The organism is Orenia sp. (genome assembly GCF_055140805.1).
Genome location: NZ_JBSQYM010000028.1, coordinates 1 through 23,893 on the forward strand (window position 1 = coordinate 1; position 23,893 = coordinate 23,893).

General features: G+C 34.8%; 21 protein-coding genes. All 21 read right to left on the bottom strand.

Annotation, left to right across the window (positions count from 1 at the left end; all coding sequences use genetic code 11):
• Window positions 1-241: 241 nt before the first annotated feature.
• The 21 genes from ACTCDL_RS04535 to ACTCDL_RS04635 all read right to left on the bottom strand — a co-directional run bounded on the left by ACTCDL_RS04535 (window position 242) and on the right by ACTCDL_RS04635 (window position 23,156).
• Complete coding sequence (locus ACTCDL_RS04535) at window positions 242-742, bottom strand: MogA/MoaB family molybdenum cofactor biosynthesis protein (protein ID WP_463174388.1); 501 nt, start codon at window positions 740-742, stop codon at window positions 242-244.
• Window positions 732-1,172, bottom strand: coding sequence for an MOSC domain-containing protein (locus tag ACTCDL_RS04540; RefSeq protein ID WP_463174359.1), 441 nt, complete (start codon window positions 1,170-1,172; stop codon window positions 732-734). Before ACTCDL_RS04540 ends, ACTCDL_RS04535 begins: the two co-directional genes overlap by 11 nt.
• Window positions 1,156-1,644, bottom strand: coding sequence for a cyclic pyranopterin monophosphate synthase MoaC (moaC, locus tag ACTCDL_RS04545; RefSeq protein ID WP_463174361.1), 489 nt, complete (start codon window positions 1,642-1,644; stop codon window positions 1,156-1,158). The genes ACTCDL_RS04540 and moaC overlap by 17 nt, the downstream gene beginning before the upstream one ends.
• 5 nt (window positions 1,645-1,649) lie before the next feature.
• Window positions 1,650-2,606 (bottom strand): GTP 3',8-cyclase MoaA, encoded by a 957-nt coding sequence (moaA, locus tag ACTCDL_RS04550; RefSeq protein WP_463174362.1) that lies wholly within the window; start codon window positions 2,604-2,606, stop codon window positions 1,650-1,652.
• A 523-nt stretch (window positions 2,607-3,129) separates the two neighbouring features.
• A complete protein-coding gene (allB, locus tag ACTCDL_RS04555) occupies window positions 3,130-4,494 on the bottom strand; it encodes an allantoinase AllB (RefSeq protein WP_463174363.1) in 1,365 nt (454 codons plus the stop codon).
• A 127-nt stretch (window positions 4,495-4,621) separates the two neighbouring features.
• The gene (locus tag ACTCDL_RS04560) at window positions 4,622-5,869 is read right to left on the bottom strand and encodes a M20 family metallo-hydrolase (protein ID WP_463174365.1); all 1,248 of its coding nucleotides are present in this window, start codon (window positions 5,867-5,869) and stop codon (window positions 4,622-4,624) included.
• Between the two features lie 18 nt (window positions 5,870-5,887).
• Complete coding sequence (locus tag ACTCDL_RS04565; protein ID WP_463174366.1) at window positions 5,888-6,841, bottom strand: 2-hydroxyacid dehydrogenase; 954 nt, start codon at window positions 6,839-6,841, stop codon at window positions 5,888-5,890.
• 14 nt (window positions 6,842-6,855) lie between these two features.
• On the bottom strand, window positions 6,856-8,211 hold the full coding sequence (hydA, locus tag ACTCDL_RS04570; protein WP_463174368.1) for a dihydropyrimidinase: 1,356 nt from the start codon (window positions 8,209-8,211) through the stop codon (window positions 6,856-6,858).
• 56 nt (window positions 8,212-8,267) lie between these two features.
• Window positions 8,268-9,314, bottom strand: a complete 1,047-nt coding sequence (locus tag ACTCDL_RS04575; protein ID WP_463174370.1) for an ABC transporter substrate-binding protein — start codon at window positions 9,312-9,314, stop codon at window positions 8,268-8,270.
• 27 nt (window positions 9,315-9,341) lie between these two features.
• Entirely contained in the window at window positions 9,342-10,202 is an 861-nt protein-coding gene (locus tag ACTCDL_RS04580; protein WP_463174371.1) for an ABC transporter permease, read from the bottom strand.
• A gap of 16 nt (window positions 10,203-10,218) precedes the next feature.
• Complete coding sequence (locus tag ACTCDL_RS04585) at window positions 10,219-10,977, bottom strand: ABC transporter ATP-binding protein (RefSeq protein WP_463174373.1); 759 nt, start codon at window positions 10,975-10,977, stop codon at window positions 10,219-10,221.
• Window positions 10,978-11,008: 31 nt separating this feature from the next.
• On the bottom strand, window positions 11,009-11,773 hold the full coding sequence (gene allE / locus ACTCDL_RS04590) for a (S)-ureidoglycine aminohydrolase (RefSeq protein ID WP_463174375.1): 765 nt from the start codon (window positions 11,771-11,773) through the stop codon (window positions 11,009-11,011).
• A gap of 15 nt (window positions 11,774-11,788) precedes the next feature.
• Window positions 11,789-13,036: a M20 family metallo-hydrolase gene (locus ACTCDL_RS04595; protein ID WP_463174377.1), complete on the bottom strand. Its 1,248-nt coding sequence runs from the start codon at window positions 13,034-13,036 to the stop codon at window positions 11,789-11,791.
• A 108-nt stretch (window positions 13,037-13,144) separates the two neighbouring features.
• Window positions 13,145-14,191 carry an ABC transporter substrate-binding protein gene (locus ACTCDL_RS04600; RefSeq protein ID WP_463174379.1) on the bottom strand — a complete coding sequence of 349 codons (1,047 nt, stop codon included), beginning with the start codon at window positions 14,189-14,191 and terminating at the stop codon, window positions 13,145-13,147.
• Between the two features lie 48 nt (window positions 14,192-14,239).
• Window positions 14,240-15,115: an ABC transporter permease gene (locus ACTCDL_RS04605; RefSeq protein ID WP_463174380.1), complete on the bottom strand. Its 876-nt coding sequence runs from the start codon at window positions 15,113-15,115 to the stop codon at window positions 14,240-14,242.
• A 282-nt stretch (window positions 15,116-15,397) separates the two neighbouring features.
• Window positions 15,398-16,990, bottom strand: coding sequence for a PucR family transcriptional regulator (locus ACTCDL_RS04610; protein ID WP_463174382.1), 1,593 nt, complete (start codon window positions 16,988-16,990; stop codon window positions 15,398-15,400).
• A 176-nt stretch (window positions 16,991-17,166) separates the two neighbouring features.
• Window positions 17,167-19,008: an asparagine synthase (glutamine-hydrolyzing) gene (gene asnB / locus ACTCDL_RS04615; RefSeq protein WP_463174383.1), complete on the bottom strand. Its 1,842-nt coding sequence runs from the start codon at window positions 19,006-19,008 to the stop codon at window positions 17,167-17,169.
• A gap of 282 nt (window positions 19,009-19,290) precedes the next feature.
• A complete protein-coding gene (gene speB / locus ACTCDL_RS04620) occupies window positions 19,291-20,145 on the bottom strand; it encodes an agmatinase (protein WP_463174385.1) in 855 nt (284 codons plus the stop codon).
• Window positions 20,138-20,986 (bottom strand): polyamine aminopropyltransferase, encoded by an 849-nt coding sequence (gene speE, locus ACTCDL_RS04625; protein ID WP_463174389.1) that lies wholly within the window; start codon window positions 20,984-20,986, stop codon window positions 20,138-20,140. Before speE ends, speB begins: the two co-directional genes overlap by 8 nt.
• A gap of 100 nt (window positions 20,987-21,086) precedes the next feature.
• Window positions 21,087-21,506, bottom strand: coding sequence for an adenosylmethionine decarboxylase (gene speD / locus ACTCDL_RS04630; RefSeq protein WP_463174386.1), 420 nt, complete (start codon window positions 21,504-21,506; stop codon window positions 21,087-21,089).
• Window positions 21,507-21,671: 165 nt separating this feature from the next.
• Window positions 21,672-23,156 carry an aminotransferase class I/II-fold pyridoxal phosphate-dependent enzyme gene (locus ACTCDL_RS04635; protein WP_463174387.1) on the bottom strand — a complete coding sequence of 495 codons (1,485 nt, stop codon included), beginning with the start codon at window positions 23,154-23,156 and terminating at the stop codon, window positions 21,672-21,674.
• Window positions 23,157-23,893: the final 737 nt, after the last annotated feature.

Sequence of the window (23,893 nt, forward strand, 5' to 3'; positions counted from 1 at the left end):
ACCAAATATTTAAAAAATTAATTAATCTTTTACTCTTTAATTCGTGTTAATTCGTTGCTAACCTTTAGCTTTTGAGCTTTATTATTTCTCTTTAGACTTAGACACCTATATCTTTGTATTTCTTTAAAAGGTTATTCATAATTTTTGCAATACATAATCCCCCTAATAAAAATAAGGAAAGCAGTAAGAGAAATCTCACCACTTTCCTTATTTCAATATTTAATCCTATCTAATTAAGATCCTAATCTCTAGCACAATCACTGGCATAGCCTAATAATATCTCCAAGCCATGGTCAAGAGTATCAATAATATATTCTAAAGACTCCCTGACAGCTTTGGGACTTCCAGGTAAATTGATAATCAAGGTCTCATTTCTAATTCCAGCTATAGCTCTAGAGAGCATAGCCCTTGGGGTGATCTTGAGACTATAAGCCCTAATAGCTTCAGAGATTCCAGGTGCTAATCGCTCTACTGCTCTTCTTGTCGCTTCAGGGGTCACATCCCTCTTACTAAAACCAGTTCCTCCAGTAGTTAAAATCAGATTCAAATTCAATTCATCAGACATATAAACTAACTCCTGATAAATTTTTTCTTCATCATCAGGCAACAGAGTATATCTTAGCACCTGATAACCTCTACCCTCAACTATCTGCCTTATCACCTGAGCACTCTCATCTATTCTCTCTCCTCTAAATCCTTTATCACTAGCAGTTATGATTCCAACTGTATAATCACTCTTCATCTGCCAAAACCTCAATTTCATCGCCAACTTTAACCTTCCCGCTGACCAGCACCTTAGTAAAGATACCTTCTTTAGGCATAATACACTTACCAATCTCCTCTTTGATAGCACAACTATTATGGCATTCTTTACCTATCTGAGTAACCTCTTGTACACTATCTCCCACCTTCAATTTGGTACCTTCTGCTAATTCATGTAAACAGATTCCTTCAGTAGTTATATTCTCTGCAAACTTAGCAATATAACTCCTATCAGCTATCTTCTGTATACTCTCAATAGCTAATAAACTGACCTGCCTATGCCATTTACCCGCATGAGCATCTCCGACTAATCCATGATCTTCTTTAAAGAAGCCCTCTCCTACCTTTTCCTTGCTGACCCCTTTTTCCCGGCTACTATTTATAGATATTACTCTAGCTATCTCTTTCATCACCCTCACCCCTGATAAAATCTCCAGATTTACCACCAGTCTTCTTTAAAAGAGCAATCTCCTTAATCACCATCGCCTTATCGACAGCCTTACACATGTCATAAATCGTTAGAGCTGTTATCGAGACTGCTGTTAAAGCCTCCATCTCTACACCTGTCTTACCTACAGTCTTGACTTCTGCCCTTATCTCCAATCCACTTTCTAGCAATTCAAAACTTATATCTGCCCCTGTTAGAGGGATATTATGGCACATAGGAATTAGATCACTAGTCTTTTTAGCCCCCATAATCCCAGCAATTTGAGATACAGAGAGCACATCCCCTTTTTTGACCACACCTTCTTTAATCATTTCAACAGTCTCAGCTCCCATCTCTATTCTCCCTTTAGCAACTGCTGTTCTTCTACTATCATCCTTGTCACTTACTTCAACCATATAAGCTCGACCCGCATCATTAAAATGTGTAAACCCCATATTTATCACCCTCCTATCTGAAACATATCTCTTCTAGAAAACCCTCCATCTTCTAACTTATGCTCTAAAGGCTTCTCATAAATAGAAGTCAATATTTTTGAACGCAAGTCTCCTCCAGACCTTAAAGTCTCTCTTAAATCTATCATCTGATTCGAATGGAGGCACAACTTCATCTTAGCATCAGCTGTTAACCTTACTCGATTACAGTTTTGACAGAATTTACAAGAAAGCGGATTGATCAAGCCAACCTTTCCTTTACCACGAGGCAATTTATAATAAACAGCTGGTGATGATTTATCCTTGGTAGCTACTCTCTCCAATCCCTTTACTTTATCCAAAATCAAGCGGTTAGAGACTAGTCTTGGATAAGACCAAGCAACCAACTCTCCAATAGGCATTAGCTCAATAAATCTAACATCAACATCCTTCTCTTGAGTCAAATTAACAAAGTTCTCAATCTCATCTTCATTAAAATCTTTCATTAAGACTATATTTAATTTAACAGGGGTCAAGCCAACCCTCTGAGCCTCTTCTAGCCCCGCCAAAACCAGATTCAAATCACCACCTCTAGTGATATACCTATATTTGATAGGATCTAGGGTATCAATACTGATATTAACCCTATTTAACCCAGCTTCTTTTAATTTAGCTCCATACTTCTTTAACAATAAACCATTAGTAGTCAGTGCCAAATCCTCTAAGCCATCTATCTTAGCAATAGACTCTATCAAATCAACAATACCTGGTCTAAGCAAAGGCTCTCCTCCAGTTATTCTCACCTTCTTTATCCCCAAAGCAATAAACTCCCTTGCTAACCTTACTATCTCTTCAGAGCTCAGCACCTTAGACCTCTCCATCTTCTTAGCTCTAGCACTTGGCATGCAATATTTACATCTTAAATTACATAAATCCGTTACCGATATCCTTAAATAATCTATAACTCTATTATGGGAATCCCTCATACCACACCTCCTATTTCGTCAACTCTTCTATATCAAACTTATAACCACATGTTAACTGTATGTTAATTATTGTGTTAATTATAAAGCTATATTTAAATTTTGTCAAGTTATTTAATCGCTCTAAGGATCAAGCTTACATCTTTTGTTGAATATAGCCAAGCTTCGATTTAAGTAATTTAAAAGCATAAAATCCTCAAATTATCTCCAGATTTTTAGAATATATAGTAGAAGAACTCTCTTTTAGCTTAGATATTATATTCAATTCACAAAAAATGGTTTTATGAATATTATATAACAAAAGGATAGAGGAGGTGGAAATAATGGGAGACTACTGCGGAGGAGATGAAGCCTTTGTTCTATTCCTAATCCTTATCTTATTAGTCTTAGGTACTATGGGATATTGTTAATGTAAGTTAAATAAGATGAAGAGAAGACGTTGCCTTCTCTTCATTTTAAATTAAAGATAATAAAACAAACAATTACATAGACAAAAATTATCAAACTCAACTTTCTTTTCCTAATCTCAACTATCAGCTCTTGGCTTTATTAAACGTCCCAATTCTGCTTTAGCTATAATCTGATTATTAGCAAAAACTACTTCTCCTCTAACAATAGTCTGCTCTACCAAGCCTTTTCCACTTAAACCTATAAAAGCAGAAATTTTATTCTTATAAAGTAATGATTCTGGAGTAATATTCCAAGAACGTTCAGGATCTACAATAACAATATCAGCATCAGCACCCAAAGCCAAAGACCCTTTTTGTGGATACAAATTAAAAGCCTGAGCAGGTCCATAAGCCAAAATTCTAGCCAATAACTGGGGGCTAAGTTTACGCTGATGTACAATCTCATCAAACATAACTTGAAATGTTGACTGGACACCACTAATACCACCCCAGGCTTTCCAGATATTATCAGCTCCTGCTTCTTTTTCTTCAATAGTACAAGGAGAATGATCCGAAGCTACACAAGAAATCGTACCATTAATGATATATTCCCAGAGCTGTTCTTGGGCTTGCCTAGAACGTAAAGGAGGAGCACATTTAAACATGGGACCATTTTCTAAGAAATCATCCTCACTAAATATTAAGTAATGGGAACAGGTCTCTGCAGTTATCTTTACTCCACCACTTTGAGCTTCTTTGATTATCTCTGCCACCTCAGGATGACTTACATGACAAATATGTACCCTAGCCCCTGTCTCCTTAGCCAACCTAACTATATTCTCTACTGCCAATACTTCTGCACTGACCGGTCTAGCAGCTAAATAATCGGCTATACTCAAACGAGCTTCCTTAATAGCCTTATCCTGCTCATATTTAACAATCGAGTAATCTTCAGCATGAAAACCAATTAAAATATCCAAAGAAGCAGTAACCTTCATGGCATCTCTAACAATTCCAGAATTAACTGTAGAATAATCTGGCGATACAGGACCTAAAAAGGATTTCAAACCCACAGCACCAACATCATACATTCCTTCTAAATCATCTACATTATTATCCACCAATCCACCCCACAAAGCATAGTCTACAACTGCTGATTTTCGTACCAGCTTTGCTTTACGTTCAAAAATTTCAGCAGAAGTAGTAGCTGGCTCATTTTGCAAAGGCATATCTATAATAGTAGTAGCTCCACCTGCTGCAGCACTTTTAGTACCATGAAGAAAATCTTCTCGCCATTCAAAGCCAGGTTCATTGAAATGAGTATGGCAATCAATAGCACCTGGGAAGATCATTTTATCTGTCGCATCAATTACCTTTTTGGCTTCTAATCCATCAATTTCATTAACAATCTTAGCTATTTTACCATCCTTTACAGCTATAGAAGCTTTAATCATTTTTTCAGAATCTACAACAGTTCCACCATAAATCAATAAATCAAACATTTATAAACACCTCACAATCTATTATTTTTAATTCAATCACAACATCTATTTTAGACAAATAAAATAGAACAAAAATCTATACCTACAGATTAATCTGTAGGTATAGATTTTAAACTCAGCTTTTTTATTATTGATTAGCTAGTTTTAATAAGGTATCAGCTAGAAGATCTGTGCCCCTTGCAATATCAGAGTAATCAGTCCATTCCTTAGGACTATGGCTGATTCCATCTTTACTAGGCACAAAGATCATTGCTATAGGAGCAAATTTCCCAACCATCATCGAATCATGAAATGCCCCACTTATCATCTTATGAAAAGGTATCCCTTTATCAGCACAGCTTTCTTCTAAGATTTTTATAATATTTTGATCTGAAGGCGTGGGTTGGTCATCATTAATCTTATCCACTCTTATAGTCAACCCTCTCTTCTTTTCTACCTTTTCGATAAATTCCATTAAATTAGCTATACATTCACTCTTAACTTCATAATCACTATCTCGGATATCAATTGAAAAATTGACTTCACCAGATATAACATTAGAAGCATTAGGTAATACTTCTACTCTTCCTACCGTAGCCACAGTATCTTTACTTGCTGATTCTTTGGCAAGCTTTTCAGCCTCCATGGCAATCTCACAGCAAGCTAAAAAGGCATCATGCCTTAAACTCATCGGGGTTCCGCCTGCATGAGACTGTTTTCCTGCTACAGATACCTCAAAGCTTGATGGCCCAGCAATACTCTCTACTATTCCTATCGGCACTTCTAAAGATTCCAAAACAGCTCCCTGCTCGATATGAAGCTCCACAGCAGCAAAGACATCTCCTTGCTTAACGGGAACTTGATCAAACTCTGCTAAATTATATCCCAAACTCTCTAAAACCTCTGTTAAAGAGTTTCCTTGATTATCTCTTAATTCCTGTGCCTTGTCAAGTGATAGCTCTCCCGCCATAGCCCTACTACCAAGGCACCCCAAACCAAATCTAGTCGGTTCTTCTGAAGTATAGACTAATACTTCTATATTACGCTTATGCTTTTGACCAGATTCCTTGATAAGCCTTGCAGCCTCAATACCAGCTACTACCCCTGCCATACCATCAAATTTTCCTGCATTAATAACTGTATCGATATGAGAACCAGTCCATACAACAGGTAAACTAGGATCAGAGCCTTCTAAGGTAGCAAAAATATTTCCTATAGCATCTTCTTTAATAACAAGTCCAACTTTAGCCATCTCTTCTTTAATATAATTTCGTGCCTTGAGTTCAGGTTCAGTAAATAATATTCTCGTTGTACCATCTTTAGGATCAGAATTAAATTTATCCAACTCTTCAATCATCTCTTGTATATTTGATTTTAAAGCCCGTTCAAGCACCATTTAAACCGCCTCCCTATATTAGCTAATTAAGTTTTGAGGTTCCCCTTTAAGCCATTGACCAATATTGTCAAATACTATTTCTGCGCGAGTATACAAAGCTTCCTCAGTGGCAAATGCTACATGGGGAGCTAACACTGTATTCTTAGCTTCTACAAGAGGATGAGTAGTTGCTATAGGAGGTTCTATTTCAAATACATCGATTCCAGCCCCTGCAACCTTTCCTTGATTTAATGCCTGTGCTAATGCTGTATTATCTACAATTGGACCTCTTGCTGTATTGATTAAGATCGCAGATGGTTTTAAAAGAGAAATCTTACTTTCATCAATTAAATTTTCAGTACTTGCATTCAGAGGTACATGTAATGATACAATATCACTCTCTTTTAAAAGAGTATCTAAGTCAACATATTCTACACCTAGCTCTTTGGCTTCATCTTTTTCAGTTCTACTATAGGCTAACAATTCACAACCAAAGGCCTTAGCTATTCTAGCAACCTTTAATCCAATCTCTCCAGTTCCAATGATTCCAAACCTTTTTCCATATAATTCCGAACCTAATAATCCAGCCCTTGTTCCTTCATTTCTTGTTACTTCGTCACAAGCTACAATCTTACGAAGAACCGCTATTGCAAGTCCAAAAGTAAGCTCAGCCACTGCATTAGTTGAGTAACCCGCTGAGTTACAGACATCAATTCCTCTCTCTTTACAAATATCTAAATCAATATGATCAACACCTGTAAAGGCAACAGATATCATCTTTAAATTAGGACAATTTGCAATAACCTCTTTTCTAAAAGGTAAATTTGTTAAAATAACAATATCAGCATCTTTTGCTCTACTGATTAACTCCTCTGTATCCTCAGTTCTTGTATCATAATAAACAAAATCACATCCATGTTGATCTAACCTTTTTGAAACCACCTCTACCTTTTCTTGACTAATTCCTAATGGTTCTATTACAACAATCTTCATAATTAATCCCCCTTTTATTTTCTATTGATATACATACCTTTTCCTTTTTCACCTAAGAATTTCCCCTGATCATAAATAATTTTTCCTCTAAGCACTGTAGTTTCAACTTCACCCTTTAATTCTAAACCTGCAAAGGGTGAGTAACCACTCTTCATCTTCAAATAATCCTTATCTATTACTTGTTTGGCATCAGGATTTAATATCACAAAATCTGCATCATAACCAACCTTTACTTCCCCTTTATTATTTAGGTTAAATATTTGAGCAGGATTATAACTTAATACTTCTACCATCTTATTGATTGATATTTTCCCACTGGCAACCCCTTTAGAGTAGATCAAAGGAAGTAAGGTTTGGATACCTGGAATACCAGGTGCAATTGTAGTAAAATCATTTTTACCTACAGCTTTTTGTTCTGATGTGTAGGGGCAATGGTCTGTTGAAATAATCTTAATTGCCCCTGCTGCTATCGCCTTCCATAACTCATCTTGATCCTTCTTCTTCCTTAAAGGTGGACTCATAACTTTTAAATAAGCATCATCACTTTCAAACTCTTCTTTATCAAGCAATAAATAATGAGGACAAGTCTCTGCTATAACATCTACTCCTCTTTGCTGTGCCTCTTCTATTTTGCTTAATGCTTTACTACTTGTTAAGTGAAAGATATAGACAGGACAGTCTATATACTCAGCAAAAGTAATGGCCCTGTTAGTTGCTTCAAGTTCAGCAATCTCTGGTCTGCTCTTATAATAGTGTTCTAATGTCGTAGACCCTTCTTCTTTTAATTTTTCAGTAGCATTAACACATATATCTTCATTCTCTGCATGAACACCGACAATAACACCATATTTTCCACTTTCTTCCATTAACTTGATTAAATAATAGTCACTTACCATTAGATTTGACTCTTCAAAAGCCATAAAAACTTTTATACTCTTTATCCCCATGTTAACAAGTTCTGGAATTTCAGCAATTGTATTATCATTTACATCTGTAAAGGCAATATGGAAGCCATAGTCAATATACATCTTCTCTTTAGCTGATTCCATCTTCTCACTAACAGATTCAATTGGTGATTTGCCTTTCTGCTGGATTACAAAGGTTAAAATAGATGTAGTTCCACCAACAGCAGCTGCATATGTTGCATCAGAAAAATCATCACAGGTTAAATTATCACCAGATAGTTGCTCGATATGGGTATGAACATCTATTACACCAGGTAATAGAAATTTACCACTAGCATCAATCTCTTTAGACGCTATCCCATCTATCTTTCCAATTTTAGCAATCTTGCCATTTCTTACTCCAACATCTAATACCTCAGTTGCCTCCTTGCTAACAACCTTTGCATTTCTAATAACCAAATCCATCCTTATTCCTCCTAGACTTCTAATTGCTTTATTTGATTACAAGATTTATAAACCCACTATTTTAAATCAACCTTTACAAGATCTTTATCAACCTCTTTTAAAAGACTAAAATCTACAAAATCTGAAACCTGTGGGATTTTTGAGATATTATCCATCTCTTTCATAAAAGCAGCCATCTCTGTTATACCATTGATAAAATCACCATCAACTTGTAAAGAATAAATATTTCTACTCATAATACCTAACAGTTCTTCTTTCTCTATATTTAATTCTTGTGATAGAATAGCTGCTGCTTCTTCTCTATTATTATTAATATAGTTTGTAGCTTTTACAAGAGCTCTTAAGAAAGCTTTAAGTGTTTCTGGATATTTTAGCATATCATTAGTAACCTGTAACGTTGTATGGAAATTCAAGTAATTAACATTACCTTTATTTTCAGGCAAATAAGACTTTAACCCACTAAATAAGATTTTTCCATCTAAAGCAATAGCTTTACTTACCCATGGTTCCCAACAAGCCATTAAATCAATATCCCCTTTTTCCAAAGCTATTATCTGATCTGCTGGTTGAAGTTTAACAAATCTAAAACTATTAATATCAACACCTAGCTCATCAGCCATCTTTCTAATGGCTATCAATACTCCAGAGCCCGGTGCCATCCCAATTTTTAGTCCCTCTAAATCCTGTGCTGAATTAATATCAAGTCCCGAACTTGCAACTACTGCTTGAGTTCCACCTATATTGGCCATTGGTGCAATCAAAGTCATAGGAATATTATTTGAAGCAAGAGAGATATCTGTATATGTTGATTCAAAGCTGACTTGAGCACTCCCTCCTGCAACCATTGGGCCAATTTCAGTACCTGCTTGTTGCAACTTATTTGTTACCTCTAAGCCCTCTTCTTTAAAGAAACCCATCTTTTTAGCAATAATCTGTTGTGCAGATATTTGAGGATCGATAACCCCCCATGCTGTAATTTTTGTAACTTCCAAATCTCCTTCTTCTGTAGAGTTAGCCACCTCCTCTCCTCCACAGCCAGTCAATAAAACCATAGTAAATATGCACAATATCAAGATAGTTAAATTGAATTTCTTTTTCATCATCCCTTCCCCCCCTATTTATTATAAATTTTATTCTACTGCATCCTTTAAACCTTCACTCTTCCACTTAAATAATGATCTTTCAATTAAGGTAATCAACTTAAAGAAAATGGTATATTCAATCCCAATCAATGCTGCTGCAAGCATCATATTAGACAACCTAAACCAATTTCTAGCATCGACTATAATATAACCCAAACCACTATCTGCTCCCATCATTTCAGCAATAACAAGGGCTGAAAAGCTCAATGCCAAACTTACTTTCATACCAATAAAAATATTTGGCAGTGCTCCTTTGAAAATTACTTTCGTAAAGACTTGAAACTGATTTGCACCAAGACTTAATGCCGACCTAATTAATACAGGATTTATATTCTTAATACCATCTACTGTGTAAGTCAGTATTGGAAAGAATGTAGCATAGGCAATTAATAGTATCTTAGGAAATTCGCCAACTCCAAACCAAACAATAAACAATGGCAAGAATGCAAAGGCTGGAATTGGACCAATTAAATTTAAGACTGGCTGAATTAAAGCTTCAAGTATCTGAAAGTGGCTTAATATAACCCCCATAAAGACAGCCACAACAGTTCCTAACCCAAAACCTATAATTATCCTTATTAAACTAACTATAAGATGCTTTGCTAATACCCCTTTTAGATACATATGATAAGCTGTTTGAATTACCATAACTGGTGAAGGTAATAAAATAGGATTAAAGAGTTCAATACTTTGATTGATAGAGCTGATAAGCTGCCAAATTATAAAAAAAGCAACAATCGATATGAATCTTAAAATTCTATATATATCATCCTTATTTTGACTGACCTTCTCTCTTAATCTATCCCTAAAAATTACCTCATTATTAGCTTCCATGACCTCTACCTCCATCTCCCCCCTCCTCTCATTATTTATTAACTTCTAAAAGTTCTTGTTCAGTAAATCTATCTTTGAACATTTGAACATAATCTATAAATCTTTGGTCTTTGGTATCACGGGGTCTCTCGATCTCTATCCTGACATCCATCCCTACTTTACCTTCTTCTAACAGTATTACTCTATCTGCTAAGTAGACAGCTTCAGAGACACTATGAGTAATGAAAATTATGGTCTTTTTAGTCTTTTCCCAAATTTTTAGCAACTCAATTCTCATCTTCTCTCTAGTTAGTGCATCTAACGCCCCCAAAGGCTCATCCATCAATAGTAATTTAGGATTAGTTGCAAGGGCTCGGGCAATACCAACACGTTGCTGCATACCTCCTGATAAACTATTTGGGTAGTGATCTTCATAGCCATTAAGACCAACCATATCAATAAGTCTAGTAGCTATCTTATCTGCATTTTTATCTTTATTAAGCTTTGGTCCAAAGGCTATATTTTCAGCTACTGTATACCAAGGAAATAAAGCATGATCCTGAAAGACGACCCCTATCTCAGCAGAAGGCCTTTGAACTAGCTTTCCCGAAACATAGATTTCACCCTTGGTTGGTTTAATAAAACCTGCAAGTAGATTTAAAAGTGTTGATTTCCCACAACCACTCTTTCCAAGAATACATATAAATTCATTATCCTCTACTTCAAAATTGATATTATCTAAAACATAATTACGGTCAATATTTTGATTTTCATAAGACTTATATAAGTCTTTAATAAGAACATTCTTCATCTAAATCACCTCCATTTTTATAAGCTAATAATTATAACTTAGCATCTCTATTACAATCTTTAGAATAGATATAAGTAAAATTCTCTCTTCCTACACCATAAGCCCCTTGCGAGACATAAGGTCCAAACCAAATATAGTCTTCTTTTTTGATTGGCATCCATTCATTATCAAGCAGATAGACACCTTCTCCTTCCAATATATAAGCTCCATGCTCTTGAACATGGGTCTCTACAAAGGGATGACACCCTCCTGGAGCAAAGGATAAGATATGCATATTCATATCAAACTCTAAATCAGTTGGTAGTAAATCTTTGATATATACATTCTCCATATCTTCATAAATTCTATACTCAATTTTATTTGCATCACCATATACAACTCTTGGCTCTACTTTTTCAAGAGGGGTATATAGCTGCTTATACAATAATAAATTTAAAACTTCTTCTGAATTATTTTCAAATTCAATACCTTTTCCTGGCGGAGAGTAAAGGTAGTTTCCCTCCGAAAATTTCTTTTCTTCTCCATCAATTATTACTTTCCCACAGCCATCTATACAATAGATAAATGTTTCTACATCTTTCTTCGCTCCAAATTTTTTACTTGTTCCTCCGCCTGGTTGAACCTCTACTATATATTGTACAAAACTAGCTCCCATTTCAGGAGATGCTACTATACTAATCTTACAACCCTCTATACCAGGAATTACATTATTCACAAGTCCATTTGGTGGAATTACCGCATATAATCCTGGTTTTATTACTGCTCTAGTCTCTAAAATATCCTTAGGATATCCCATCACAAATCCCCCATTCTAATTTTTATTTAAATTTAAAATTAATTGATAGATAATATCAATAGCTTTAGCAAAATACTTATAATCAGTCCACTCCTGTTTACAATGGCTTCGCCCACCTCGACTTGGAACAAATAACATTGCTGTATCTACATGTTTAGCCATAAACAAAGAATCATGACCAGCACCACTATTAATTTTTTGATAATTATAGCCTTTTGCCTCACAGACTTCTGACATAACCTTAATTAAACTCTTATCAAGGTCAACAGGGTACTCTGATAATTTACACTCTATCGAATACTCAGTATCATATTCTGTAGATAAATTAGCAAGTTGCTGTTCTACCTTATTAACAATCCTTTCAATTGCCCCTTCGTCTCTAGAGCGGATATCGAGACTGAATTGAACCTTTTGGGGAACAATATTGATAACATTAGGATAATTTTTTATAAATCCAACTGTAGCAACAGTCCCATTTCCTTCACTTCTTGCTAAATCAGCAACACCACTAATTACCTTAGAAGCTATCTCCATGGCATCAACTCTCATATTCATGGGTGTAGTTCCAGCATGGTCTGCTCTACCATCAATATCAATAATATACCTTTGCATTCCTACAATACCTTCTACAAGCCCTATATCCTTCTTATTATTCTCAAGCACAGGACCTTGCTCTACATGAATCTCAATAAATGATTTTATAGTATTAGGATCTCTAGACATTTCAATCATCTGCTCAGGTTCAAGACCATACTCAGACATTGCTTGATAGATAGATATACCATCTTCATCCTTATATTTATGCAAATCAGCTAAGTCAACTCCACCTAGCATAGCCTTAGAACCAAAAAAACCATTTCCAAACCTTGCTCCTTCTTCATCATTTAACCCTATTATCTCCAAGGGATATTTAAGTTCTATATTATTTTCTTTGACTAGACGCGCTATTTCTAAGCCACAGATAATTCCAGCAACCCCATCAAAGTTACCACCATTTTTGACTGAATCATAATGAGAGCCAATAATTATAGCTGGTCTATTATCATCTACAGTATTAAATCTCCCTCTTATAGAACCCGCATAGTCCTCAGAAGTTTTAAGGCCTATCTCTTTCATCTGACTCTTAATGTAATTTACAGTCTTTTTAGCTTCTAAAGAAAACGCCAACCTAGTTATCCCTTCACCTGGGGTAGAGGTGAATTTTGCTACCTTCTCTAAATGCTCTTTAACCTTTAGCTCAGTCTCCTTTAAATCTATCTTCATTTTATATTCCTCCAGCCATCTTATTTAATCTCAACTCACTTTTGAAAGTCAGCATCATAATTTGTAATTTTATAAATTGTGATGCTTCAATCAATACTGAATCAGTACTTATTGACTCACCGTAACCAATGATGAATCGGCTTTTTCTAGAGGAGTTGGGAAACCATAATCATAGAAATCTGGAACCGCTTTAATATTATTCATATCCTTCATAAACTCTGCCATTGTATTTGAACCTTCTACAAATCGCTGATTAAATTCCATAGAATAGCTATTTTTACTCATAATCCTCTTAGTATCTTCTTTAGAAATATTAATCTCTTTAGCTATAATCTCAGCAGCTTTATCAGGATTTTGATTTATAAAATCTGTCGCCTTATTTAAAGCCTTTAAGAGCTTAACTGTCTGTTCAGGATGCTCTTCATAAAATTCATTAGTCACCTGCACCGTCATATAAAAATCAATCCAATGAACTGCTCCTTGCTTTTCTGGTAAATTTGCTTCTGTACCACTAAATAAGACTCTACCACCTGCATCAACTGCCTTACCAACCCAAGGCTCCCAAATAGCTATCGCATCGACATCACCTTTACTAAAAGCAGCAAGCTGATCAGATGGTTGCATATTTATAAATTTAAGCTTACTACTATCAACCCCCAACTCTTCACACATATTTCTAATAGCAATCAAGATACCTGCTCCAGAGGTCATAGCAATCTTTTTACCCTCCAAATCCTTCGCAGATTCTAATTTAATATCATTACGTATTACAACAGCTTGAGTCCCTCCAGCATTTGCAAGAGGTGCTAACACCTTAACCTTCACATTATTAGCAGCTACAGCTATATTATTATAGACTGAGCCAAAAGCCACTTCTGCTACACCATTTGCAACAAGTGGTGCATTCTTATCAGGACCAGTCATAAGGTGATTCTCAACATTTAGCCCCTCTTCTTCAAAATATCCCATCTTTTCAGCAATAATTTGTTGAGCTGATACCTGTGGGTCAAGCTCACCATAAGCTTGAATTGTTATTGTGTTTTCTGCAGGTTCTGATACCTCTTCATTTGTGCTTGAACAACCTACCATCAATAAACCCAAAGCAAGAATAGAACTAATCAACAACATGATTTCTTTACCTTTAAATTTTCTCATTTTTATCCCCCTAATATTGAATTTAGTTTAAAAATTTTAAATATTATTTTAACGTTCTACAGCATTCTTCATTCCATCTTTCTTCCATTTGAATAAGACACTTTCAACCTCTAATAAAACATAATTAAAGATAGTATACAACAAGCCTATTATCGTTACAGCCATAAACATATCACCCATCTTAAACCAATTTCTTGCATATACTATAATAAATCCAAGCCCTTCGTTAGCACCCATCATTTCAGCCACTACCAATGCCGAAAAGGTTAGAGCCAAACTCACTCTCATACCAACAAAAATATTTGGTAATGCTGATTTAAAAATAACCTTTGTAAATATCTGATACTCACTAGCACCCAAACTCATTGCACTACGAATCCAATTAGAATTAACACCTCTAATCCCATCAACTGTATAAGTAAGCTGGGGCATAAAAGTGGCATATGCAATCAAAGATATCTTTGACATCTCTCCAATACCAAACCAAATAATAAAAATTGGCAAAAATGCATATACTGGAATCGGTCCTACCAAACTTAAAATCGGATTTGTCATATCATCAATGAACTTTGAACGACATATCAAAATCCCCAATACAACCGCCAACAATGTACCCAGTACAAATCCAAATAATGCTCTCCTTACACTTGCATAAACTTGATGAATTAAATTCCCATTTACAATATAATCTACAGTTGTATTATAAACCGACATCGGAGAAGGTAAAAAAGTTGGATTAAACCATTGAAATTCTCCATTAAGCTTATAAATCAACTGCCATGTTACAAAGAATAAAACTAAAGAAAATAATTGAGTACATTTGCTTTTATTTAATTTACTCAATTTATTTTTTATTGACATAATGCTCACACCTTTTTGACAACTATCAACATACTGCCTCTCTTCAAATACATTTTCTCTCATGTTTTTTCCTCCTTTTATAAATCAAGTTACACCTCTAGGGTCTAAACATCTTAATTCATCACAAATACTTACCACCTAAGCCCTTTATTAAATATAAATTACTGTAACTTGTGTTTGATACCTCAATAAAAACTCAAACTTCATGTAAACTTCATGTAAATTTGATGTTATATTTATAATAACACATTTACCTCTTTATGTCTTCGTCCATTATGTATAAAATATAACCATTTCTTATGTCCATATCATACAAATCATAATTAATACCCATCAAAAACAACGCTATTTATTCAACCTCAACAACTTCAAGGAGAATACAATATTAAACTTATGCTTTGGATCTTGTAAGTCAAAACCTAATATTTCAGAAATTCTTTTGAATCTATATTTCATTGTATTATAATGTATAAACATTTCTTTAGCAGCTTCTCTCATATTCCAATCATTCTTCACCATAGCTTTTAAAGTATTTAATAAATCAGTATCATTAGCTTTATCATATTGGATCAAATTCAACAGATAAGAATTATAAAATTCTTTAGCAGAATCACTTTGAGAGATCTCTTTTAACAACCCATATACACCCAAATCATCATAAAGAGATGTTAAATCAGTCCCATATATCATCCTTCCTAATTCTATAGCCTTTTGAGCTTCTACATAACTTTTGTCTATATCCATTATCGAAGATTTATAGCCCCCAACACCTATAGAAACAGTATGTTCAATATCTCTTTTCATCTTATTTCTTAATTTATCAGCAACAGATTTTATCTCTTCCATAAATTCTTCCTTGGACGGATGTCCAATCAAAAAGACTACACTATCACTAAAAGTAGTATATTTAACATCTATAAAAGAATCCTTTATCATCTTCTTAGCTTTTAAAAAAATAGTACGTTTTATCTCTCTTAATTTTTGATCTAAATCCTTCTTTGCCTCTAAATATTTCCTCCTGAAGTCATCAACATCAATAATCATAACCAGCAAACCATCATTAAATTCCCACTCATATAAATCAGCCCTCTTTTTTACCTCTTCTAAAGAGTTAATACTATTAAAGAGCAAATCCTGTATGAACTGATCTCTATACTTAGTCTCTATCTGATAGTTGGATATCTTCTTTTGAATATCTAACTTCAAAACTGTCATAGCATGTTCTAAAGCAATTTCATTATATTCAATATCCTTCTTTTCTCTTGCACTATTAGCTTTTATTAGATAGCCGTAAACCTTGCTATCAATCTCAACAGTGTAATAGCTATATCTAGATAAGATCTCATTTAAAGAAAGAGAATTAAACTTCTCTTCAAATTCATCAGAAGATATACGAAAATAAACTTCATCAAAGTATATATCATAAAAAACTATGTCTTCATCAATAAACTCAGCTAAAGTGTTTATAATTTGCTGAGTCTCCCCATCATTAATAACTAACTTCGTAAAAGATTTATGAATTTGCTCAGAAAAAAATAATTTTCTAGCCTGTTCATTTACAATTTCTAATAATATCGGGCTTATAATCTTAGCAAAAGTATACTCAAAAGGAATAGATATAATTGGAAAATCCAACTTATCAGCAACCTCTATAACTTCAACAGGCAATTGATCTATAAACCTTTTCAACTTAATAAATAACCCAGAAGCCCCTTGCTTGTCCATCTTAACGATTATATCCTTCAACTTATCTGGTTCATCCTTTACTATATATCCAGTTGTAGCAAACATCTCTCCTCCCCTTATCCAGTTGTAGACATCAGGAGCATCTATTACATTTACCGCAGAAATAATTCTATCCAAACCACCTCGTCCTGCCAACACCTCTAAACCATCGAAATCAGGAATTTCTAGCATTTCCTTCACTGTAAGAGCCATTTCATCCCCTCCATTTTAAGTAATTTACTCAGTTTAAGAAGCAACAAAAGTCCTGAGCAAACCCTCGTGTAAACTATATGTTAGTTTTATGTTAATTATAGTATTCTAAAAATATCCTGTCAAGTATCCTTCTACTCTTGGTAAATAAAAAAACTCCCAAAAAGGGAGTTTTTTAACTAAATAATTTTCACATTATAATCTTCCAACCAAACATTGACCTGAATCAGATAAGCAAATAATTGGGGCAGTCTCATCAACTGTCCAAACCATGGAATATCAAAATCACCATCACTTTGAGCCAATTTACGGATATAATCGACATCAATCAGATCAAGAATTGGTGAATTATTATCATTGAGAATATCTAATAACCAGTCTCTAGTAGCCACAAAGTAAGCAGGATCAAAAGTCTTAGGATAAGGATTCTTTGGTCTCAATCTAACATCTTCAGGCAAAAGACCCTTTAATGCTTCACGCAATACTCCCTTTCTTCTACCTCCAACATTCTTCATCTCCCAAGGTATATTCCAAACATACTCTACCAATCTATGGTCACAGAAGGGAACTCTAACCTCTAAACCAGTATACATACTCATCCTATCCTTACGATCAAGTAAAGTTGGCATCCAACGGGTTAAATTCAGATAAAACATCTCTCTCATGCGCTTTTCAACCCCACTCTCTCCAGCCAAGCGAGGAACTTCAGATAAAGCCTCTTGATAACGATTATCCATATACTCTTTAGGACTAATTCTCTCAATTAAATCTTTAGATAATATCTTAACCCTATCAGCTAGCTTTCTTGACCAAGGGAAGGTATTTGCCTCTAAAGCATCTTGATTATGATACCAGGGGTAGCCACCAAAGATTTCATCGGCACACTCTCCAGAAACACCCACAGTAAACTTCTTCTTAATCTCTTTACAGAAGAGGTACAACGATACATCTATATCAGCCATCCCCGGCAGATCACGAGCATAGACCCCATCTCTTAAAGCCTCTACCAATTTATCATTACTTAACCTAATATAATGATGGGTAGTTCCTAAATAGTCTGTCATCTTCTTAATCCAAACATCATCAGGGTCTGGTTGAAACTCATTGGCTTCAAAGTTCTCTTCATTACCTTCATAATCTACTGAATAAGTATCAATATTTCCTCTTCCTTCTCTAATAAACGCTCTACTAGCCACAGAACTGATCGCACTAGAATCTAATCCTCCTGATAATAGAGTACAGACAGGAACATCAGAGACCAATTGCCTCTCTACAGTATCTATAAATAATTCCCTTACTCTAGCAATAGTTGTCTCTAAATCATCTTCATGGGCTTTACTCTCTAATTGCCAGTATTGCTCCTGCTTAATTCCATAACGATTAACTACCATTGAATAGCCAGGCTTTAACTCATTAATCCCCTTAATAACTCCATGGCCAGGAGTCCTCCCTGGACCTATAGTAAATATTTCTGATAATCCTTCTCCATCAAGCTTAGCTTCTACCTCAGGGTGAGCCAATAATCCTTTAAGTTCTGATGCAAATAAGAAACCCTTCTCTTGCTTAGTATAAAAGAGAGGTTTGACTCCTATCCTATCTCTAGCCAAAAACAACCTTTCACTAGCTTGATCCCAAATAGCAAAGGCATAAATACCATTAAGGCGCTTAACACATTCACTGCCCCACTCTATGTAAGAAGTTAATAATACTTCCGTGTCAGAGTGACCTTCAAAAGAATGACCTGCCGCTTGTAAATCTCTTCTTAAATCTTCAGTATTATATAATTCACCATTATAGACTAGAGCATATTGATTGTTCTGATGAGTTTTAACCATTGGCTGTTTTCCACCTTCAGGATCAATAACAATCAATCTTCTATGAGCTAAAGCCACATGCTCTGAACTCCACTCTCCTCTTTCATCAGGACCACGCCTGTGCTGACAATCAGCCATCACCCCAGCAGTACCTTGCTCTTTTCGTAAATCACGTTCCCAATTTAGCCATCCTGCAATTCCACACATACAGATACTCTCCTCCTTTATATTCTTTATTAATCCAATGTTAATATTATGTTATGTGATTCGGTAAAATTACTTATAAGCAAAATACTTAACATCAAATTAACGTTTTTTCCTTTGATCTTACTTTTTTCAATATATCTTATGCGTGAAATTGATTTTCGTTCTCATTTTTATCTTTTTTATTTCATAATAGATAATAAAAACACTCTACTCACCTTATCGGCTTTCAAGTGTCTTTATTCATAATTTATGGAATTTTTACTGTCCTCATCCATCCTATTATCACTCTACCATACTCAAAATTAGTTCTCGAAGAACTTTGCAGGCTACTGCTGTAGAGGCACCACTGTGATCATAATGGGGAGATAACTCCACTAAATCAGCAGCAACTATATTCAACTTAGTAAACTCTTTGATAACATCCATCAACTCTTTAAAACTTATTCCTCCAGCTTCAGGAGTTCCTGTACCAGGAAAGATAGATGGGTCTAAAACATCAAGGTCTATTGTGATATAGACTGGTCTATCACCAATCTCTGTAACTATTTTGTTTAAACCTTGACAGTCAAACTTTCTTAAGCTAGTATGGGATTTTGCCCATTCAAACTCCTCTTTTAATCCAGAGCGGATACCAAATTGATAGATTCTATTATCACCTAAGAACTCCCAAGCTCCTCTAATCACTGTAGCATGGGATAACTTATCACCCATAAATTCTTCTCTCAAATCTGTGTGTGCATCAAAATGCAATAATATCAAATCATTATACTCTTTATAAACTGCCTTAATAGCTGGCAGACTAACTAGATGCTCTCCACCAATCATCATCGGTTTCTTAGCATCTTTGACTACTTGACTAACATAGTCTTCTATAATCTCCAAGACCTTTTGAGTATTTCCAACTGGAAACTCTAAATCTCCAGTATCACAGATATTATACTCCTCTAAATCCCGGTCTAAATATGGACTATAAGTCTCTAAACCATAAGAGTCCACTCTCATAGCTTGGGGAGCAAACCTTGTACCTGGTCTAAAGGATGTAGTCCCATCAAAGGGGCTACCAAAAACTACCACATCAGCATCTTCATAAGATTTATCTAACCCAATAAAAGTAGTTAATAATTCAGGTTTAGCCATTCTCTATCATCTCTTTTACATAGTTTGGTAATGCAAAAGCTCCTAGATGAATATCTGTATTATAATATTTAGTCTTTAAACCTAAAGAGTTCCATCTCTTAGCCTCAAAATTTTTAACTGGATGTAGCTCTTTTGAAGCAAAACCAAATAACCAATGACCTGATGGATATGTTGGCATATGGTACTGGTAGACTTCAGAGATAGGGAAGATACTCTTAATCTTCTTATTAGCTCTAACCAACTCTTTAGCATTCTGGTCATAATAAGGACTTTCATTTTGATTGACCAAAATTCCTTTATCAGTCAAAGCATTATAACAATTTTGATAAAATTCAGTCGTAAATAGCCCTTCTCCTGGACCGATTGGATCTGTTGAATCTACTATAATTAGATCATATACCTTCTCTTTAGTTTCAACAAATTTAACACCATCTTCAAAATAGAGATTTACTCTCCCATCATCTAATTTAGAGGCTGTAAATTGTAGATACTCTATTGCAGACTTAACTACTAATTCATCGATCTCAACCATATCAATCTGCTCTACAGCTGAATATCTGCTTATCTCCCTAACAGTTCCACCATCTCCACCACCAATGACCAAGACCTTCTTAATCTCTGGATTGGTTGCCATAGCAACATGGGTAATCATGTCATGATAGATAAACTCATCCTTCTCATTTACCATCATCAATCCATCTAAGGTTAGCACTCTACCAAATTCATAACTTTCAAAGACATCGATTCTTTGAAAATCACTCTGCCCAGTATAGAGATACTTTTTTACCTTGATTCCAAACCTAACATTCTTAGTATGCTCTTCTGTATACCATAACTCCATTGCCTTACCTCCACATTTATCAACTTTATTTTTAATACTGGCTTTCATAACTCTTTATTTTTATTCTTACTCTTTACTCTTCACTTATTACTCATTACTGCTAATCTACTATCTTATGTGAGAAGTTATTTAAATCCATCTCCTCACTGGCCTCTCTTTTTATCTTATCGAACATTCCTCTTGCTACCTCTGTGGTCTCTGTCTTCTCAGCACCTAATTTTTCTGCTAAGTAATCAAAGGCATTCCAAGGATTTACCTCACCACCACAAGTAAATAAATCAACAGCAGCATAATTATATTCTGGCCAAGTATGAATTGTTAAATGAGATTCAGAAATAACAACTGCTCCACTGACTCCCCAAGGGTTAAAATGATGAAAGACACTCTGTACAATAGTGGCTTTTGCCTCTATTGCAGCCTGCTTCATATACTCTTCTATCTTCTTATGACTCTTTAAAACCTCACTATTACAATTATAAAACTCCACTAGAATATGTCTTCCTAATTGTTGTAACTGCATATAAATCACCCCTAATTTTTAGTATAAGTCTAAGTTTAAGTCTTAGTTTTGAACCTACTTAAGCTTAAACTATAGGTATGTAAATTCAAAATGAAACTTAATGGATGTATTGCGACACTTTAAGTTTTAGCTACGGGTTTTAACCCGTAGTGTAACATGTCATTATCACCACAGGTTGAAACCTGTGGCTAGTAAATTTACCATTAAGACCTTGATCTTATCGGCATAAGGATCAGCTGTACCAGTAAGTATCCCCTCTTCAGCCTTCAAAAATTCAATATACTCTATGATCTCCTTAGTTATTCTTTCACCAGGAGTAACTATTGGTATTCCAGGTGGATAGACCATAATCGACTCTCCACTAACCTCACCTTCAGCATTCTTTAAAGCTATTGACTCTGTCTTAGCATAGAATGCCTCTCGTGGAGAAAGCACAACTTGAGGCCTCTTTAAAATATAATCTTTATATTGAACCTTCTTATCCCTACTATGTTTCTGACTTATATCCTTTAAAGCATCTATTAGTTTATCTAAATACTCTTCAGTATCACCTACACTGACAATCCCTAATATATTATGAACATCGGCAAGCTCCATCTGTATATTATAATTATCACGAAGAAGGTCATAGACTTGAAAACCAGTCATTCCCAACTGACATACGTTGATACTAAGCTTGGTTTCATCAAAGCCATAGATACCATTACTTCCTATTAACTCCTTGGAAAAAGCATAGATTCCAGCAATCTTGTTAATCTCTGTTCTTGCTCTTCTCACTAGCTTTAAAAGATTAGAGAATATCTCTTCACCCTTTAGCACAAGGTTCTTTCTAGCAATATCTAGACTTGACATCAACAGATAAGAGGCACTTGTACTTTGAGTCATATTTAATATTATCTTTACCATATTTTTATCTATCGTTCCCTCATTTAATAATAATACAGAGCTTTGAGTTAAAGAACCACCCGTCTTATGTAGGCTGACTGCTGCCATATCTCCACCAAAATTCATCCCACTTGAAGGTAGTTCAGGATGAAATCCAAAATGGGCACCATGGGCTTCATCTAATAATACTGCCATCCCATGTCGATGGGCATGATTAATTATCCCTTCAATATCCGAGGTAGTCCCATAATAGGTTGGGTTGATTAAAAAGATTGCTTTAGCATCAGGATGCTCTTTTATTGTACTTTTAACCTCCTCTAAAGATACTCCTGTAGAGATTCCCAACTCCCAATTGATCTCTGGAGTCAGATATACCGGTGTCGCCCCACTTAAGATCACACCATTAATTGCAGATTTATGAACATTTCGTGGTAAGATTATCTTATCTCCATGACCACAGACACTCATAATCATTGCTTGTACCCCAGAGGTAGTCCCATTGATTAAGAAGAAAGCATGGTCTACTCCATAGGCATCAGCCATCAACTCTTCTGCCTCATTAATAACTCCTATAGGATTACTTAAATTATCTAGACTCTTCATAGAGTTAACATCAATCTCTAAAACTCTCTTGCCCACATAATCAGCAAGTTCCTGTAACCCTTCCCCTTTTTTATGGCCTGGAACATCAAAGGGGATTACATTATTCTGATGATGTTCCTTTAATGCATCAAACAGTGGTGTTTTATTATGATCTCTTATCATCCTATCTACTTATCTTCTCCTTTCTCTACAGCCAATTTAAAACCATTTTACTTTAACCATAGACATCTTTTTAACTAATAATCTTTTTTGTAATCTCACAGAATACATTTTATCTTGTTCAGGGGCTATAATATTTATACTCAAAGCCAAATAACTAGAGATTATATAAGTTAACTAAGCACCTAATATAGCTAAGAAAATCTACAATTAAACTTAATGGGTAGATTGAGACACTTTATATCCATAGTTGACGGTTGACAGTGGACAGTTTACAGTAAAAAGACAAAACCTTATATTTTAAGGGGTTTTAGTGCTTTTGAACTTAACTGTCAACCGTCAACTGTACACTGTTAACTAAGACACGGAAGTGTCTCACTATCTTTATATAACGTCATATTGAAATTTGATTCTAAAGTTAGATGACTCTATCAATCAAATTAGCATAAAAAAATACATAATAAAAAAGACATTCGTTAACCCCAGAAATCTGCTAATCACAAATTTCAGAAATTGATTATCTGGGCTTTAACAAATGCAATATAATAATACCACAAAATTATTTATTTGCCTAGATATATTTTATCAAAATTTAATAGTTCTAATTAAAGGTTAAATTCCATTAAAAAATTCCCTTCCTTAATATAGATAAACAACTCTAGAATGTAATTTAAATATCCTAATAATTTAATACCTTTAAGTTCTTAACTAAAAACCTTAAAAGATAACTTTCAGCAACG

Coding starts and splice junctions, on each gene's coding strand:
- ACTCDL_RS04605 (WP_463174380.1), bottom strand. CDS start 15,115: ATGAGAGAAAATGTATTTGAAGAGAGGCAGTATGTTGATAGTTGTCAA.
- asnB (WP_463174383.1), bottom strand. CDS start 19,008: ATGTGTGGAATTGCAGGATGGCTAAATTGGGAACGTGATTTACGAAAA.
- ACTCDL_RS04635 (WP_463174387.1), bottom strand. CDS start 23,156: ATGATAAGAGATCATAATAAAACACCACTGTTTGATGCATTAAAGGAA.
- ACTCDL_RS04540 (WP_463174359.1), bottom strand. CDS start 1,172: ATGAAAGAGATAGCTAGAGTAATATCTATAAATAGTAGCCGGGAAAAA.
- speB (WP_463174385.1), bottom strand. CDS start 20,145: ATGGCTAAACCTGAATTATTAACTACTTTTATTGGGTTAGATAAATCT.
- moaA (WP_463174362.1), bottom strand. CDS start 2,606: ATGAGGGATTCCCATAATAGAGTTATAGATTATTTAAGGATATCGGTA.
- ACTCDL_RS04595 (WP_463174377.1), bottom strand. CDS start 13,036: ATGAAGATAGATTTAAAGGAGACTGAGCTAAAGGTTAAAGAGCATTTA.
- ACTCDL_RS04560 (WP_463174365.1), bottom strand. CDS start 5,869: ATGGTGCTTGAACGGGCTTTAAAATCAAATATACAAGAGATGATTGAA.
- speE (WP_463174389.1), bottom strand. CDS start 20,986: ATGGAGTTATGGTATACAGAAGAGCATACTAAGAATGTTAGGTTTGGA.
- allE (WP_463174375.1), bottom strand. CDS start 11,773: ATGGGATATCCTAAGGATATTTTAGAGACTAGAGCAGTAATAAAACCA.
- ACTCDL_RS04580 (WP_463174371.1), bottom strand. CDS start 10,202: ATGGAGGTAGAGGTCATGGAAGCTAATAATGAGGTAATTTTTAGGGAT.
- allB (WP_463174363.1), bottom strand. CDS start 4,494: ATGTTTGATTTATTGATTTATGGTGGAACTGTTGTAGATTCTGAAAAA.
- ACTCDL_RS04585 (WP_463174373.1), bottom strand. CDS start 10,977: ATGAAGAATGTTCTTATTAAAGACTTATATAAGTCTTATGAAAATCAA.
- ACTCDL_RS04600 (WP_463174379.1), bottom strand. CDS start 14,191: ATGAGAAAATTTAAAGGTAAAGAAATCATGTTGTTGATTAGTTCTATT.
- hydA (WP_463174368.1), bottom strand. CDS start 8,211: ATGGATTTGGTTATTAGAAATGCAAAGGTTGTTAGCAAGGAGGCAACT.
- ACTCDL_RS04565 (WP_463174366.1), bottom strand. CDS start 6,841: ATGAAGATTGTTGTAATAGAACCATTAGGAATTAGTCAAGAAAAGGTA.
- ACTCDL_RS04535 (WP_463174388.1), bottom strand. CDS start 742: ATGAAGAGTGATTATACAGTTGGAATCATAACTGCTAGTGATAAAGGA.
- speD (WP_463174386.1), bottom strand. CDS start 21,506: ATGCAGTTACAACAATTAGGAAGACATATTCTAGTGGAGTTTTATAAT.
- ACTCDL_RS04610 (WP_463174382.1), bottom strand. CDS start 16,990: ATGGCTCTTACAGTGAAGGAAATGCTAGAAATTCCTGATTTCGATGGT.
- ACTCDL_RS04575 (WP_463174370.1), bottom strand. CDS start 9,314: ATGATGAAAAAGAAATTCAATTTAACTATCTTGATATTGTGCATATTT.
- moaC (WP_463174361.1), bottom strand. CDS start 1,644: ATGGGGTTTACACATTTTAATGATGCGGGTCGAGCTTATATGGTTGAA.